Source organism: Lentibacillus populi, assembly GCA_014642895.1.
GTDB classification, from domain to species: Bacteria; Bacillota; Bacilli; order Bacillales; family Amphibacillaceae; genus Lentibacillus_C; species Lentibacillus_C populi.
The window spans coordinates 188,741-204,310 of the sequence record BMJD01000002.1; the positions used below are offsets into that span (position 1 = coordinate 188,741).

At 39.3% G+C, this 15,570-nt stretch carries 19 protein-coding genes; 14 read left to right on the plus strand and 5 right to left on the minus strand.

Annotation, left to right across the window (positions count from 1 at the left end; all coding sequences use genetic code 11):
* Positions 1-164: 164 nt before the first annotated feature.
* From IEX12_RS02775 to IEX12_RS02790, 4 genes are all read left to right on the plus strand, one after another.
* Positions 165-869, plus strand: coding sequence for a cytochrome c biogenesis CcdA family protein (locus IEX12_RS02775; protein ID WP_088050289.1), 705 nt, complete (start codon positions 165-167; stop codon positions 867-869).
* A gap of 66 nt (positions 870-935) precedes the next feature.
* Complete coding sequence (locus IEX12_RS02780) at positions 936-1,406, plus strand: Na(+)/H(+) antiporter subunit B (protein ID WP_088050290.1); 471 nt, start codon at positions 936-938, stop codon at positions 1,404-1,406.
* Positions 1,384-1,779: a response regulator gene (locus tag IEX12_RS02785; protein WP_088050291.1), complete on the plus strand. Its 396-nt coding sequence runs from the start codon at positions 1,384-1,386 to the stop codon at positions 1,777-1,779. The genes IEX12_RS02780 and IEX12_RS02785 overlap by 23 nt, the downstream gene beginning before the upstream one ends.
* 6 nt (positions 1,780-1,785) lie before the next feature.
* The gene (locus IEX12_RS02790) at positions 1,786-2,256 is read left to right on the plus strand and encodes a CcdC family protein (RefSeq protein WP_188724618.1); all 471 of its coding nucleotides are present in this window, start codon (positions 1,786-1,788) and stop codon (positions 2,254-2,256) included.
* 20 nt (positions 2,257-2,276) lie between these two features.
* Here IEX12_RS02790 and IEX12_RS02795 read toward each other — a convergent pair whose 3' ends face one another.
* Positions 2,277-2,762, minus strand: coding sequence for a DUF2621 family protein (locus IEX12_RS02795; RefSeq protein ID WP_188724619.1), 486 nt, complete (start codon positions 2,760-2,762; stop codon positions 2,277-2,279).
* A gap of 252 nt (positions 2,763-3,014) precedes the next feature.
* Between IEX12_RS02795 and IEX12_RS02800 the strand changes: the two genes are divergently transcribed.
* The 7 genes from IEX12_RS02800 to IEX12_RS02830 all read left to right on the plus strand — a co-directional run bounded on the left by IEX12_RS02800 (position 3,015) and on the right by IEX12_RS02830 (position 9,488).
* The gene (locus IEX12_RS02800; RefSeq protein ID WP_230856019.1) at positions 3,015-4,157 is read left to right on the plus strand and encodes an ATP-binding protein; all 1,143 of its coding nucleotides are present in this window, start codon (positions 3,015-3,017) and stop codon (positions 4,155-4,157) included.
* Positions 4,158-4,632: 475 nt separating this feature from the next.
* On the plus strand, positions 4,633-7,344 hold the full coding sequence (acnA, locus tag IEX12_RS02805; protein WP_188724620.1) for an aconitate hydratase AcnA: 2,712 nt from the start codon (positions 4,633-4,635) through the stop codon (positions 7,342-7,344).
* A gap of 160 nt (positions 7,345-7,504) precedes the next feature.
* On the plus strand, positions 7,505-8,095 hold the full coding sequence (locus IEX12_RS02810; protein WP_088050295.1) for a TlpA family protein disulfide reductase: 591 nt from the start codon (positions 7,505-7,507) through the stop codon (positions 8,093-8,095).
* 73 nt (positions 8,096-8,168) lie between these two features.
* Positions 8,169-8,297 (plus strand): FbpB family small basic protein, encoded by a 129-nt coding sequence (locus IEX12_RS02815; RefSeq protein WP_250889635.1) that lies wholly within the window; start codon positions 8,169-8,171, stop codon positions 8,295-8,297.
* Positions 8,298-8,413: 116 nt separating this feature from the next.
* Entirely contained in the window at positions 8,414-8,647 is a 234-nt protein-coding gene (tlp, locus tag IEX12_RS02820; protein ID WP_088050991.1) for a small acid-soluble spore protein Tlp, read from the plus strand.
* A 116-nt stretch (positions 8,648-8,763) separates the two neighbouring features.
* Positions 8,764-9,189: an acyl-CoA thioesterase gene (locus tag IEX12_RS02825; protein WP_188724621.1), complete on the plus strand. Its 426-nt coding sequence runs from the start codon at positions 8,764-8,766 to the stop codon at positions 9,187-9,189.
* Complete coding sequence (locus IEX12_RS02830; protein WP_188724622.1) at positions 9,189-9,488, plus strand: hypothetical protein; 300 nt, start codon at positions 9,189-9,191, stop codon at positions 9,486-9,488. The genes IEX12_RS02825 and IEX12_RS02830 overlap by 1 nt, the downstream gene beginning before the upstream one ends.
* A gap of 364 nt (positions 9,489-9,852) precedes the next feature.
* Here IEX12_RS02830 and IEX12_RS02835 read toward each other — a convergent pair whose 3' ends face one another.
* The 4 genes from IEX12_RS02835 to plsY form a co-directional block, all read right to left on the minus strand.
* Positions 9,853-10,137: a HesB/YadR/YfhF family protein gene (locus IEX12_RS02835; RefSeq protein WP_102415225.1), complete on the minus strand. Its 285-nt coding sequence runs from the start codon at positions 10,135-10,137 to the stop codon at positions 9,853-9,855.
* 5 nt (positions 10,138-10,142) lie between these two features.
* Positions 10,143-10,391 (minus strand): membrane protein insertion efficiency factor YidD, encoded by a 249-nt coding sequence (yidD, locus tag IEX12_RS02840; RefSeq protein ID WP_102415224.1) that lies wholly within the window; start codon positions 10,389-10,391, stop codon positions 10,143-10,145.
* Positions 10,392-10,427: 36 nt separating this feature from the next.
* Positions 10,428-11,366, minus strand: coding sequence for a GTP cyclohydrolase FolE2 (folE2, locus tag IEX12_RS02845; RefSeq protein WP_102415223.1), 939 nt, complete (start codon positions 11,364-11,366; stop codon positions 10,428-10,430).
* A 272-nt stretch (positions 11,367-11,638) separates the two neighbouring features.
* Positions 11,639-12,223 (minus strand): glycerol-3-phosphate 1-O-acyltransferase PlsY, encoded by a 585-nt coding sequence (plsY, locus tag IEX12_RS02850; protein ID WP_088050302.1) that lies wholly within the window; start codon positions 12,221-12,223, stop codon positions 11,639-11,641.
* A 201-nt stretch (positions 12,224-12,424) separates the two neighbouring features.
* On the opposite strand from plsY, the gene IEX12_RS02855 reads away from it, so the two are divergent.
* Genes IEX12_RS02855 through IEX12_RS02865 form a run of 3 tightly spaced genes read left to right on the plus strand, consistent with a single transcriptional unit; the run spans position 12,425 to position 15,445 of the window.
* The gene (locus IEX12_RS02855) at positions 12,425-13,489 is read left to right on the plus strand and encodes an ABC transporter ATP-binding protein (protein WP_088050303.1); all 1,065 of its coding nucleotides are present in this window, start codon (positions 12,425-12,427) and stop codon (positions 13,487-13,489) included.
* Positions 13,489-15,015, plus strand: a complete 1,527-nt coding sequence (locus IEX12_RS02860; protein ID WP_088050304.1) for an ABC transporter permease/substrate-binding protein — start codon at positions 13,489-13,491, stop codon at positions 15,013-15,015. Before IEX12_RS02855 ends, IEX12_RS02860 begins: the two co-directional genes overlap by 1 nt.
* A 13-nt stretch (positions 15,016-15,028) precedes the next feature.
* Positions 15,029-15,445, plus strand: coding sequence for a CoA-binding protein (locus IEX12_RS02865; protein ID WP_088050305.1), 417 nt, complete (start codon positions 15,029-15,031; stop codon positions 15,443-15,445).
* Positions 15,446-15,570: the final 125 nt, after the last annotated feature.

Sequence of the window (15,570 nt, forward strand, 5' to 3'; positions counted from 1 at the left end):
AAGGGGTATTTTAAAATTTTGGTCATTCCGATCACAAGCGATCAAATTCAGCCCTTGCTACTCCGTTTCCAAAAGGTTTGGATAATTGTCAAATTCATTTTCTTCGATTAGCTGCATAATTTGTTAAAATAGAGAGAGCAAATGGTTTTCTTAGGAGGATTTTTATGTCTGAAATAAATATTTTTATTGCATTTGGCGCGGGTTTTTTATCCTTTATTTCACCTTGTGTACTTCCGCTTTATCCTGCTTTTTTATCGTATATAACCGGCATGAGTGTGTCCGATTTAAAAGATGACAGCAGGAAATTTAATAAAAAAAGCATGTTACATACGGTTTTCTTTTTGGTTGGATTTTCCTGTATTTATATCATGATGGGTTTTACTTCTTCTATCCTGTCCGAGTTCTTAAGAACCTATCAGGAGGTCATCCGGCAAATTGGCGCCATCTTAATTATCTTTTTTGGACTTGTTATTGTCGGCGTACTGAATTTTAAATTTCTGATGAAGGATAAGAAAATCACTTTTAAGAATCGTCCAGCTGGATACATTGGTTCCTTTATCATTGGCTTGGCCTTTTCCTTGGGATGGACACCTTGTATGGGACCAATTTTAATGATAGTTCTTTCCTTGACAGCACAGAATCCTGACATAGGTATCGTGATGATGGTTAGCTATATATTAGGTTTTTCCCTGCCGTTTCTGATATTATCATTTTTCATTGGGAAACTTAACTGGATTAAGCGGCATAGTGTTATCCTTGTGAAAATTGGCGGATCCATCATGATCTTGATGGGGATCGCACTGTTTTTCGATTGGATGACGCAATTAACGTCGTTTTTATCCGGCTGGTTAAATTTCAAAGGGTTTTAGAATAGATTTTCCGATATGGTTGTATTATGATGTACCTATATATGTTTTTAAAAGGGGCCGTATTACATGTTTAAACCGAATGATCTCATATTGCGTACAACAACATCATTAATTGCATTTATTTTATTAGGATTTGCCGTTTATTTATTGCTTGCAGGTCATAATTCACCTGGCGGGGGCTTTGTTGGTGGCCTGATGACTGCCTCAGCAATTGTTCTGATGAATATGGCGTATGGAATGGAAACGGTAAATAAAATCTTACCGATTAATTACCGGACTCTGATTCCAATCGGATTACTAATTGCCGTAGCAACTGGAATCGGCTCATTTGTTTTTGATGTACCTTTCTTATCACATACATTCGGACACTTTACATTGCCAATTTTTGGTGAAGTAGAACTTGCAACGGCAATGCTTTTTGATCTTGGTGTTTATGTGACTGTATTGGGGGTAACCATGACAATTATTCTAACCATCGCAAATGATCAAGAAGATGGGCTGGAGGGGAACGAGATTGGCGAGGATTCTGATAGTTGATGATGCAGCATTTATGCGGGTTACATTAGCATCCATTTTTAAAAGAGAAAATCATGAAATTGTTGGCGAGGCAAAGGATGGAAATGAAGCAATTGAACTGTATAAGAGAACAAATCCTGATTTAGTGACAATGGACATTACCATGCCTGTAATGAACGGTATAGATGCGATGAAAGAAATTATCAAGTATGATGAACATGCAAAAATCATCGTATGTTCCGCGATGGGTCAGCAAAAGGTTGTTACCCGTGCAATTGAAATCGGGGCAAAGGATTTTATTGTGAAGCCGTTTGATGAGAATCGTGTCCTGGAAACAATAGATCGTGTATTACATAAAATGAAGCGGGCTGGTAGTCATCCAAGAAAGAGTTGATGAAACATGTTTTGGGTTATTGCAAGTACGGTAGTTGCTTTTTTTATGGCTACCACCATGATTTTTGTTCGATTAAAGGCTGCAAAAAAACCGGCTTCGGTAAAGAAAATCATTTTACCGCCGTTATTTATGAGTACCGGTGCATGTATGTTTTTTGTGCCTGAATTTCGTGTTGCCTGGACACAAGTTTTAGAGGCATTTTTTGTGGGAGTATTTTTTTCCATATTTCTTATTAAAACATCAAAATTTGAAATAAAGGACAATGACATTTATTTGATTCCGTCAAAATCATTTGTGTTTATTTTATTCGGTTTACTCCTTGTACGAATTATCATTAAGCTGATTATTGGCAGTACGATTTCATTGGGTGAAACGAGTGGAATGTTCTTTTTACTTGCGTTTGGCATGATTTTATCATGGAGACTAGCCATGTTATACAAATACAAGAAATTGGAAAAGGAATTAAAAATATCATAGTGTATAAGGAAACGCCCGTATTACTGCGGGCGTTTTTGTTTTAATTTTTGTTTTACTTTGTATTTGTACGTTCCCGGTGAAAGCTGAAATAAAGGTTCATAAGGCGTAATATCGATTTCTTTTTCGCGCAGTTTTTTCCTTAAAAACTTGTGATCACGTTTTGGCGTAGCAATGATATAACCTTCAATAAGCACGTCCTGCGTTATTTTCTTACTCTGTTTCCTGAGTGCGACTTCGCCAATCTTACTGGCAATTGATTGTCTGGCTACATCGCGGAACAATTCAGGGACAGGAGATACTAATTCTTCTAATAACTTTTTTTCGCTGTCGCCCCACATATCTTTCGTTTTCTCCATGTAATATTCTTCCCAGTCCATGGTTGATTTGCCATCTTCCTTAGGCAATCGTTTTAAAAATTTACGGAACATAAAGAAGCCGCCGATTGACATGAGTGTTATGAGCAGGATCCCCCATATGATAATGAAATAATCCATTAAGATCGACATAATTTCACCTATTTTCTCCTGATTTTATCGATAAATCAATTATGTAAAGAGTTCTAAAGATTTATTTTTTTCGCTTTTTATAGTAAGATACAAATACTTGATGCTTTTATTCGTGTGAATCAAGATTACAACTCACTCTTAATTATAATAGGAGTTTACCACACAAACAAGTATCATAATTGTATACGATAATACATATAAGTAGATTTAGAGGGATAAATGTTGGATTTTGCAAAAAAGGGGGCAATGGTATTGAGGCAAAAATTAAATGTGGATAAAAAATCAGGTGATAAAGCGAATACGCAAAATCAAACGCAATGCAAGTCTGCGGGAAATGATAACTTCATTTTTCACGATGCGACAACTCTCCCAGGAGTTATGGTTGATTGGAGTGAAGAAAACCGAAGTGATGTTATTACAATCTGGGATCGTAACGGGAAGGTCTGCTTTGTATCAAAGTCTGTGGAACGTTTGCTGGGGTACAAAACGATGGAGCTTAAAGGAACACAGTGGTACGAAAAAATTTTACCGGAAGATGCCGCATATATGGAAGAACAGCTTAAGGGTACGGAACAAACCGGACAAATTTTCAACATCAATATTCGGGATAAGGATGGTAAATATATATGGTCAGAATGTAAAGTGGAAAGGATAAAGGACGAAACCGGAAACGTTTATTATATTTCGGCATTACGGGATATTTCAGACAAAAAAGAGATGGAAGAGATGATGATCCGTTCGGAAAAAATGTCAATTGCTGGACAATTGGCAGCAGGGGTCGCCCATGAAATCCGTAATCCATTAACATCTCTAAAAGGGTTTATTCAATTGTTGCAAGCAGGTGTTGATCGGAAAAAAGAATATTATAAAATTATGATTGATGAAATTGAAAAAATGGAAACTATTACATCCGAGCTTTTATTTATCTCAAAACCGATGACCGATAATAAACAAAAGGAATCGATAGCAGAAATGATTCGGGATGTTACCGAATTATTAAAGCCGCAAGCGAGGTTAAAGGGAATAACGTTTGAATGGGAACAATCAACCGACGTTCTCGTTCATTGCGACCGTTCGCAGATTAAACAAGTATTAATTAATTTAACTAAAAATGCCATTGAAGCAATGGAAGATGAGGGAACGATCCATATACAAGTTCATACTTCGGATCGACAAGTTGTCATTGATGTGATCGATCAGGGGCCAGGTATATCAGAGGAAATCATACATAAACTGGGAGAGCCGTTTTTCACCACGAAGCAAAATGGAACAGGACTTGGATTGATGATCACAAAGCAAATTCTGGATCGGCACAATGCCAAATTGGATATTTCCCAAAATGCAGATAAGGGAAGTACCTTCTCCATCGTATTTCAAAAGGCGGCAGATTACTAGAGGTATAATTTGACAATTCACTATCATTTAAAAGCTATATATGTGCATGTGCAAAAGTTGCCAAATTAGCAGGCCGGCTTAGAACGCTGGGCAAGGGGCATGTTTCCTTTATCTTCTAAGGTAGGAATGTTCGGTTAAAACCCCCGCTCCCGGCGGCAACACCGAACCACACTAAATGGCAGGGCGCAGCATATACGCGGGCTGCAGGATGCAGGTCATGCCGACGTTGGTTATTGACGTGCCGGTTTTAGTCATCCTTCCTTAAACCGGGCGCTTGCGCCTTTGTTCATATCCTCGATAAGTATTGGTTATCAATTTACATAAATATTTACTATATGCCGTACAGCTGGAAACAGTTGCTTTTTCGCACAAAAATCATTTAATATAAAGTAGATGATACATGTATTTTTGCTGTCTACTATTCTAGTTGGGGTATGGTCAGAATAGTTGACAATTTGAAAGGGGTATGGCTTACATGACAAAACAGGATGCGTTTCAAGCGAAAAAGCAATTTGAACTAAATGGAAAAACGTATAACTACTATCATTTAAAAGCGTTGGAAGACGGTGGATCTAGTAATATATCACGTTTACCATTTTCTATTCGTGTGTTACTAGAATCGCTTATTCGTCAACATGATGGTCGTGTTATTAAAGATGAACATGTAACAGGATTAGCAAAATGGGGAACAAAAGATGGCAAAGGGGTAGATGTGCCATTCAAACCTTCACGCGTTATTTTACAGGATTTCACTGGTGTACCTGCCGTTGTTGACCTTGCTTCATTACGAAAAGCAATGGTTGATATGGGTGGCGAGCCGGATAAAATCAATCCGGAAGTGCCAGTTGATTTAGTAATTGATCACTCCGTACAAGTTGACCAGTACGGAACACCTAATGCACTTAAAGCAAATATGGAGCTTGAATTCGAGCGGAATGCTGAGCGTTACCAATTTTTAAACTGGGCACAAAAGGCATTTGAAAACTATCGAGCTGTTCCACCTGCAACAGGAATCGTTCACCAAGTAAACCTGGAATATATTGCCAGTGTTGTCCATGGTCTGGAAAATGAGGACGGAACCTATGATGCATTTCCGGATACACTGGTTGGTACCGACTCCCATACGACGATGATAAATGGGCTGGGTGTACTTGGCTGGGGTGTTGGTGGTATTGAGGCGGAAGCAGGCATGCTGGGTCAGCCATCTTATTTCCCTGCACCTGAGGTAATTGGTGTTAAATTTATCGGTAGCTTTCCACAAGGAACAACAGCTACAGACCTAGCGTTAAAGGTAACACAGGTATTGCGCGAGAAGAATGTTGTTGGCAAGTTTGTTGAATATTTCGGCCCCGGGTTACAAGATATGCCGCTTGCTGATCGTGCAACAATTTCCAACATGGCTCCAGAATATGGTGCAACATGCGGATTCTTCCCGGTCGATGATGAATCATTAAGCTATTTACGTTTAACCGGCCGTAGTGAGGAGCATATTGCATTAGTTGAGAAGTATTGCAAGGAAAACAATCTGTGGTATTCTCCTGATCAGGCAGATCCGGAATACACGGAGCTGGTAGAAATCAATCTTTCCGAACTGGAACCGAACTTGTCAGGTCCTAAACGCCCGCAGGATTTAATTGCTTTATCCAACATGAAAAAGGAATTTAATAAAGCGGTGACAGCACCCGCAGGTAATCAGGGATTAGGTTTGGATAAAACGGAATTTAATAAAGAAGTAACCATAGAACATCCAAATGGTAAAACTTCGGTTATGAAAACCGGTGCACTGGCAATTGCTGCCATTACATCATGCACCAATACATCAAACCCTTATGTCATGCTCGGTGCCGGGTTAGTAGCTAAAAAGGCTGTTGAAAAAGGATTACATGTACCTGAATATGTTAAAACATCTCTGGCACCAGGATCAAAAGTTGTCACAAGGTACCTGGACGATTCTGGCCTGCAGCAATATCTGGATCAAATTGGCTTTAATTTGGTCGGTTATGGCTGTACAACATGTATCGGTAACTCCGGTCCTTTACGTGAAGAAATTGAAGCAGCCATTGCAAAAAATGATTTGACAGTTTCGTCCGTATTATCTGGTAACCGCAACTTCGAGGGGCGTATCCATCCATTAGTGAAAGCAAACTATTTGGCTTCACCACCATTGGTTGTTGCCTATGCGTTAGCGGGAACCGTTGATATTGACCTGACTACAGAATCACTTGGTACGGATAAAGACGGAAATCCAGTTTATATGAAAGATATTTGGCCAACAATGGAAGAGATAAAAGAACAAGTCGAAAGTGTTGTTAAACCTGAGATTTTCCGTAAAGAATACGAAAATGTCTTTAGTTCGAATGAAAAATGGAACGAAATTGAAACAACAGATGAACCTTTATTCGAGTGGGATGAAGAATCTACCTATATTCAAAACCCGCCATTCTTTGAAGGGTTATCAAAAGAGGCGGGTTCTGTTAAACCGCTAACGGATTTACGTGCGATTGGTAAATTTGGCGACTCTGTAACAACCGACCATATTTCACCTGCTGGAGCAATCGCAAAGGATATGCCAGCTGGAAAATATCTGCAGGATAAAGGTGTGTCACCACGTAACTTTAACTCCTATGGTTCAAGACGTGGTAACCACGAAGTTATGATGCGTGGAACATTCGCCAACATTCGGATTCGTAATTTACTTGCACCAGGTACGGAAGGCGGGTATACAACGTACTGGCCAACAGAAGAAGTAATGCCAATTTATGATGCTGCAATGAAGTATCAGGAAAATGGCACTGGACTACTTGTCATGGGTGGCAAGGATTATGGGATGGGCTCATCACGTGATTGGGCAGCTAAGGGAACAATTCTGCTCGGTATTAAAACGGTTATTGCAGAAAGCTTTGAACGGATTCATCGCTCAAACCTTGTTATGATGGGTGTACTTCCATTACAATTTGAAAAAGGTCAAAATGCCGATAAACTAGGTTTAACCGGTAAAGAATCATTTACTGTTGAAGTAGACGAAAATGTACAGCCGCATGATCTTGTAAATGTTACAGCCGTCGATGAAAATGGCAAAACGACTACATTCAAAGCAATTGCCCGTTTTGACAGTGAAGTAGAAATTGACTACTATCGCCATGGTGGTATTTTACAAATGGTTTTACGTAATAAACTGGAGAATTAATCTAGTGTAAAATAAGTCCTTACAAGAAGTATTATGTGTAAGGACTTATTTTTATTTTTGACCATTTTCCAACAATGATCATGTTTCCTTTACAAATAGGAATGACATCATGCATACTGTAATAAGTATTATGGAAGCCTCAGTAAGGAGAGACATTTCAATGAAACAAATACTTGGAATTGCAGTGATTGCGCTACTGGCAGGAATATTGATTTTCAATTTTGCGGAAAAAAATAAGGAACAATCAGCAGCAGATACCGATAAGACTGCAGTAAACATAAGCAAAGATCCAGACGTGAAAGGTGCTGCGATCGTTTCACCGGGAAAATCAAGTATTGAACCTGGCCAACCGGCTCCGGATTTTGAACTGGAATCACTTGATGGAGACACAGTCAGACTATCAGATTTTAGGGGAAAGAAAGTCTTTTTGAATTTTTGGGCCAGCTGGTGTGGGCCATGTCGAATTGAGATGCCAGAGATGCAAAAGTTTTATGACGAACACAAAGATGAGGTAGAAATAGTGGCTGTAAATACAGAGCCTAACGTGGGAAAGGCAAGAAATTTTATTGAGGAAAATGGTTATACGTATCCGATATTATTGGACAAAGATATGAAGGTTGCTAATCAATATGCAATTTTTGGACTACCAACAACATACTTTATCGGCACCGACGGGAAGATTCAGCAGGAAAAAAAGGTCGGTCCCATGACCTATGAATTTATGACAGAAACGCTTCACAGCTTAGAATGATTATAATTTTCTAAAGAAATGGTAATACTCTTAATAAAAAAAGGAGTGGATTACGATTTCTTTAAAGAAAAAACTGACATTTGACGAATTGGTTAGCCAAAACCGCGAACAAATATTACAGGATCAAGTATTAATGGAAAAAATTGAGCAAAATTTAGAAATGAAACGGAATCAATTTTTAAAAAGAAAGAATGAAAAGTAGTGCCAGTAAACAGCTTTCAACTTTTGGATGATATCAAAGTGAAAGCTGTTTTTTTGTATAGTAAAAACATTATTGCAGAATATAATGATGATACTTTACAGGAAAGGAGATTCAAAATGGCAAATGATTCTTACAAACCAAAGCCTGATGACCGAAGCGATAATGTAGAAAAACTGCAAAGTATGGTACAGGATACGATTCAAAATATTGAAAAAGCACATGATACGATGGAATTTTCTTCTGATGAAGAAAGAGAAAAGATTAAAGAAAAAAATAAACGTCGTGAGGAAGCTATTGAAGGAATGCGACAGGAAATAAAAGATGAAGCGCATGACCAACAGCAATCCTAAAACCAAAAACCCGGACTAATGTATTCCGGGTTTTTTAATGAAAAGCAAAGTTCCTTCATTTGCTGCTTATTTATGATAAACTATTTAGTGGCAGTAGTAGAAGGAGGATCTTAACATTGAGCAAAGTACGGACACCAATAGAAGTAAGATATCAGGAAACCGATCAAATGGGTGTTGTCTACCATGCCAATTATTTAGTTTGGTTTGAAATAGGCAGAACCAAATTTATCGAAAATCTTGGACTTAACTATGCAGACATGGAAAAACATAACGTTGTTTCACCTGTTATAGATGCGCAAATTTCTTTTAAAAAGCCAATTCGTTACGGGGAAGAAGCTATTGTTGAAACATGGCTGGAAAAATATGATGGCTTACGTTCTGTTTATGCCTATCAAATTTTGAATGGAGCTGGTAATGTAGCTGTAAGCGGTACAACCGAACATGTCATTGTCAAAAAAGACAGCTTCCGGCCATTATCATTAAGGCGTGCGTTCCCTGATTGGCATGAAGCATATTCCAGGCAAATAAAAGGAGATTCCTGATGGCCTTCGGGTTAAAACGTCAGGATATATTACAATGGAAGCGTGAAGTGAGAAGTGGGAATATTGCTTTCCTGACCCATTATTGGCAAGATCCAAGATTTCCTGGCTGTAATACGGTTACAAAAGTTGGGTGTAGCGACGTGAAGAAATTGATTTCGTGGGGCAATAAATATGGTTTAAAGGAAGAATGGATTGATCACTATCAGGATTATCCTCATTTCGACTTATTTGGCGAGCGGCAAAAACTGATTTTGCGCAATGAACAGCAGTGGGGACAAATAAGACGATTTAATCTATAAAGAACAAAGGCGCAAGCGCCCGGTTAGCGGCGTATGTGCTGCGCCCTGCCAAGCAGGGTGGTTCGGTGTTGCTGCGCAAAGCAGCGGTTTTAACCGAACATTCCTACCGCAGGAGATAAAGGAAACATGCCCCTTCATAGGGGTATGCCGACGTTGGCCGCAAAGGCCGTTCTTAGTCGGCCTTCCTTCCCACCCGAGCCGATGTTGACTTATCGTACGGAGGTGAGGGAAGCACACTGGGCGCTGGAGCTGGACGTGGCTTACTGCCGAGAGCAGAATAGAGGCTTAATTTTTAAACTTCCTTATCTTATAAAAAAAGGAAAATCGGATAGGAGCCAATCTTCCTTTTTTGTTGGTATAGAATCTATTCGTAGCTGAATTCAGGTTCATTTTTAGCCTTGTTAAGTTTTACAAACAAATCTTTCTCTTCAAAATACCAGGCATCTTTTGCCTCAATAAAAAAAGTTAAATCGTCAACCTGATAACTGGTGTACATTTCGTTCGGGGTATCCACACGGACCCCTAACGAGAACCCGGGAATATGACCGCCAAATCCATATCGTACATAATAGCGCAACCGGGCAGGCGTTTGCAGGTCAAACTCACTTTTATACCATTCAGCCGTATCATTTGTCACGTGTAGTTTCAAACCCGTCAGCTCCCTTTAAACCGTTTCTGTTTTTTCTCTTTCTTTTCCGGTACTAAATCAACCCCACCAGGATGAAATGGGTGGCATTTCCCGATCCGTTTAATGGTTAAATAGCTCCCCTTAATTGCTCCAAACCGTCTAAAGGCCTCCAGCCCGTATTCGGAACATGTAGGATAAAATCGGCACGAAGGCGGTTTAAATGGACTGATTGCTTTCCGGTAAAATTTGATTAATGTGATGAAAATGTATTTCATATTATTATCCTTCTTCACTGCGATTTAACAAGAAGTTCAGATCGATGTCTCAGCATGTTTCTTATCATACGTCACGGATGCAATCGCATCATGCATATGAATGGATTCCTCATTACGGCAGACAACTTTAAATTTTTTAACAAAAGGCATCTCGTAAAGATCAGCAGCAACAAGCCGCACCATATCTTCAACAAATCTTGGGTTTTCATATGCCGCTTCTGTAACCATTTTTTCATCTGGTCGTTTCAAAACAGGATGTAGCCTTGAGCTTGCATTACTTTCCGCAGCATTAAGCAGCTGTTCCTTCCAATCCAGTTTGGTTTCATCAACATTATCATCCAAATTAATTTCCATCGTTACATAGCCACGTTGATTGTGTGCACTGTATTCACTAATCTCTTTGGAACAAGGACATAACGTTGTGACTGGCACCGATAGGGAGGTAGAAACGTTAAATCCTTTTTTCTGGTCATAAGCAACCGTTATTCCACAATCCGCGTGGTTCATGCCAGAAAGGTCTGATTGTGGACCGCGTCGTTCATAAAACCAGGGAAAGGTAACCGTAATTTCAGCGTCACGTTGCTTTAAACGTTCAGCAAGATCTTTCGTAAACCGTTTCAATGTAGCTATATCCGCAGAGAAACCTGCTTCATGGTACAGATTCAGCTGTTCAGTAAAGCGGCTCATATTTGTCCCTTTACTTGTTTTTTCGATTGCTGACGTAAATCGAAATGTACCAATACTTGTTTGTGTTTCGGGATGCAAATTGCTGGTAATTACGATTGGATGCTTCACATTAGTAATGCCAACTTCATCCAGATCAAATAAAAAGTCTTTTTTTGTATTTTGCAAATCGGCCATTTTACTTTTTTCAACCGGTTTCGTTTTCGGACCAGGCTCAACCGAACCAAATAATTTATGTCGTTCTGCTTTGTTTGGTAATTGTTTTTTTGGGAGTGTTTCAAATTTATTCATAGCGTCATCACCTCTCTGCTCCTAACAATTAAAGTATACTGAAGTGAGCAGTAATATTCAATTGATTGGTTTATCACGCATTAACGGGATGAAATACCTCCCACCGAATGAAGTGACTTTATACTTAAAACCCAGGAAAAAAAGCAAAAGTATGCTGTAATGGATACTTCTGCAACCAACTGGAAATAATGCTTAAAAAATTAAAGCTACACAATCCTGGAAAACCTGCACCCTCACCAGTTTCCACCAATCTGGCCTCTAACCTCTGACTATCACATCCAGGTAATTTTTGGTTCGGTTTTGTTTTTAATACGTTTAATATTTTCCTTGTGGCGATAGAAGACGAAGATAGTTAATGCAGCTACAGCGATAATCAGGAAAATATCCTCCTTGAGCAAAATAGCTGCAATGACCGCAACTATCCCTGTTATCATCGATGATAGGGAAACATATTTAGAGAGATATAACGTAAGCAGGAATGTAACGATCATAATAATGAATAATAGCGGACTAACGCCTAAAATAATACCTCCTGAAGTTGCCACTGCTTTCCCGCCCTTAAATTTTGCAAACAGTGGGTATGTATGACCAATAACGGCAAATAGCCCAATTACGAGCCGGTAAACGTCTGCATCAACAAGTAATGGAAGAAGTGTTGCTAATGTTCCTTTTAAAATATCAGATAGAGTAACAATAATTCCTGCCTTTAAACCTAATACACGAAAGGTGTTGGTTGCACCCAAATTACCACTGCCATGCTCGCGTATGTCTATTTTATATCCTGCTTTTCCCACGATCAATGCGGATGGTATTGAACCTAAAATGTATGCCAGACAAGCGAATACAACATATTCCATATGATTCCTTCTCTCTTAATATAACAATTGTATAGTTTATTCTACCATGAACTTGTCCAGGAAAGAACCTATAATCGCAACTTATTCATTTAGCTTTCGTTCATTCGATGTTTTTGACTTGCAATTTTCGTACATGTTTCTAAAACTAGTAATAAGGGTATGACCATTAAAAGAATTCTATCTAAGGAGGGAAAGAAACAGGTGATTGAATTTAATCGGGTAAACAAGGTATATCCAGACGGGACTGAAGCATTAAAAGACTTCTCGCTCCAGGTAAATAACGGAGAATTGGTCACCCTAATCGGTCCAAGCGGCTGTGGGAAAACAACAACAATGAAAATGATTAATCGGTTAATTGAGCCTACATCTGGGGCAATATACATAAATGATAAAGACATTAATGATTATAATATTCATGAATTACGCTGGAATATTGGATATGTTTTGCAAGAGATTGCCTTATTTCCGCATATGACAATTGAGGAAAATATTGCAGTTGTACCGGAAATGAAAAAATGGAAACGCAAAAAAATCCGTGAACGAGGGAGAGAGTTACTGGATATGGTTGGACTTGATCCTGCCACATATCAAAAAAGGATGCCAAGTGAATTATCCGGCGGTCAGCAGCAGCGTATTGGCGTCATACGTGCACTTGCCGCAGATCCGGACATTATTTTAATGGATGAACCATTTAGTGCATTGGATCCTATTAGCCGTGAACAGCTGCAAAGTGATATTCGCAAATTACAAAAAGAAATTAAAAAGACGATTGTTTTCGTAACTCACGATATGGATGAAGCGATGGCAATCGGTGATAAAGTATGTCTAATGCGACATGGTCAGGTCGTCCAGATGGATACACCACAAGAGCTTATTTTGCATCCAGCGACCCAATTCGTCAAAGATTTTATTGGGGAACGAAAATCACCGTGGCAAACGGCTGTTGACGTCATTGCCGATCAATCAAATGATCGGGTGATTACGAAAAAAGTGTTTGCTGAAAAGACATATCAAACTGCCGGTACGTATATTATCCGGGATGAACATAACATGTATTACGGTGCAGCAACGAACGGAATTTTCCATGAGGTCAAAACATTGGACAATCATTTGCCATTGTATAAAGCGACAGAGATTATCCAATCGAGTGACCAAGTATTATTTCCGGTTGTAAAAGAGCAAAAATTAGTCGGTGTTTTAAGCTACAAAGATATTGTTGCCTTTCTTAAAAGCAAAACAAAAATGGAAAACGGGGTGATCCAATAATGGAAACGTTTATCTCCGTTTTCGAAAAACGACAAGATGTATTAGTGGAAACCATTTGGGAGCATTTACAAATTTCGCTTATTTCGCTCATCATTGCGATTATTATTGCCGTGCCTTTAGGGTTAATCCTTACGAGATATGAACGGGTTGCTGAACCGATAATTGGAGTCTCCGCAATCATGCAAACCATTCCAAGTCTTGCCGTATTAGCATTTCTTATTCCATTCTTTGGGATTGGGACAACACCAGCAATTATAGCATTAACGGCCTACGGTTTATTGCCAATTTTACGTAACACGTATACAGGAATAAAGGAGGTAGCCCCTGCACTTAAGGAAGCGGCAACAGGAATGGGGATGAATTCGTTAAAACGATTGACGAAAGTAGAACTGCCAATTGCTATGCCTGTGATTATGGCAGGGATTCGTACGTCAATGGTTTTAATCGTTGGCACAACAACAATCGCGGCATTAATTGGTGCTGGCGGCTTAGGGGAATTAATTTTATTAGGTCTTGACCGTGGTGCAGATATTAATCTAATACTGCTGGGGGCAATTCCCGCAGCATTGCTCGCCATTATCCTCGACTTTATTTTACGAGGGTTTGAACGGATTTCCCGGAGAGCAGGATTTAAATCATTTGTGGCAATGTTAATGATCGCCGTTCTTGTAGTAGCTTCTCCTTTATTATTTCATTCCGGTAAAAAGGCTGACCTTGTTATTGGGGCTAAGCTGGGATCTGAACCAGCGATCCTAATTAATATGTACAAGCTGTTGATTGAAGAAAATACCGATTTAAACGTTAAATTAAAGCCCGGATTGGGTAAAACAGCATTTGTCTTCAGCGCCTTACAGAAAGGAAGTATTGATATTTATCCGGAATTCACCGGTACGGCGATTGTTACGCATATGAAACAAGAAGCAAAAAGCACTGATCCGGATCGAGTATACAAGCAGGCTAAGCAGGGAATGAAGAAACAATATGATATGGAACTGCTTGCGCCAATGAAATACAACAACACATATACGGTGGCAACCACTAAGGAATTTGCCGAACAACATGATTTGCAATCGATTGGCGATTTGAATAAGATTGAAAACGATGTAACAGCAGGGTTTACATTAGAGTTTAAAGACCGGTACGATGGCTATGTTGGGATGCAGGATGTTTACGGGTTGGATATTGCAAACGTGAAAACAATGGAACCAGGTATCCGCCAAGAAGCGTTGTCCAGTGGTGAAGTCGATGTAATTGATGCCTATGCTACTGACAGTTATATGATAGAATTAGGCTTAGTAACATTGGATGATCCGCAAAATCTGTTTCCGCCATATCAAGGTGCACCACTTGTACGTACGGAAACATTGGAAGAATACCCTGGATTAGAGGGAATTTTAAATCAGCTTGGGGGTAAAATAACGGACGATCAAATGCGGCAAATGAACTATCTGGTAGATTATGAAGATGAGTCACCAGAGAAAGTAGCAAGGGATTTTTTAATTAAGCAAGGACTACTGAAGCATTGAGGAGGTTTTGTTAATGGAAAACCCTGCAAAGGAAACAATTAAAAATATATTGCAAGAAGCAAAAACAATCGCTGTTGTCGGATTATCGGACAAACCGGAACGCACATCATACCAAATTTCAAAGCGAATGCAGGAGCAGGGATATAAAATTATTCCGGTTAATCCGAAAGTCGATAAGGTTCTTGGTGAAAAAGCTTATTCCTCATTAACTGATATTCCAGCGAAAATTGATATCATTAATGTTTTCCGGCGGCCCGAATTTCTGCCTGGGATTGCTAAAGAAGCAGTGCTTACGGAAGCGAGCGTATTTTGGGCACAGCAAGGGATAGAAAACGATGAGGCATATGACTTTTTAACAGAGCACGGCATTACTGTTATAATGGACATGTGTATTAAAGTCGCCCACTCCGTTTTAATCGGCAATAAATAGGCTCGGGGGATGACTCTGACCAGTCATCCTTTTTACCTTACAGGATGTTCAAAAAGTCACCAAGCGATAATGCTTACTTTTTTCAATCCTTGGTGAGTATAGCGATTTTCCTCCATACGTTGTGA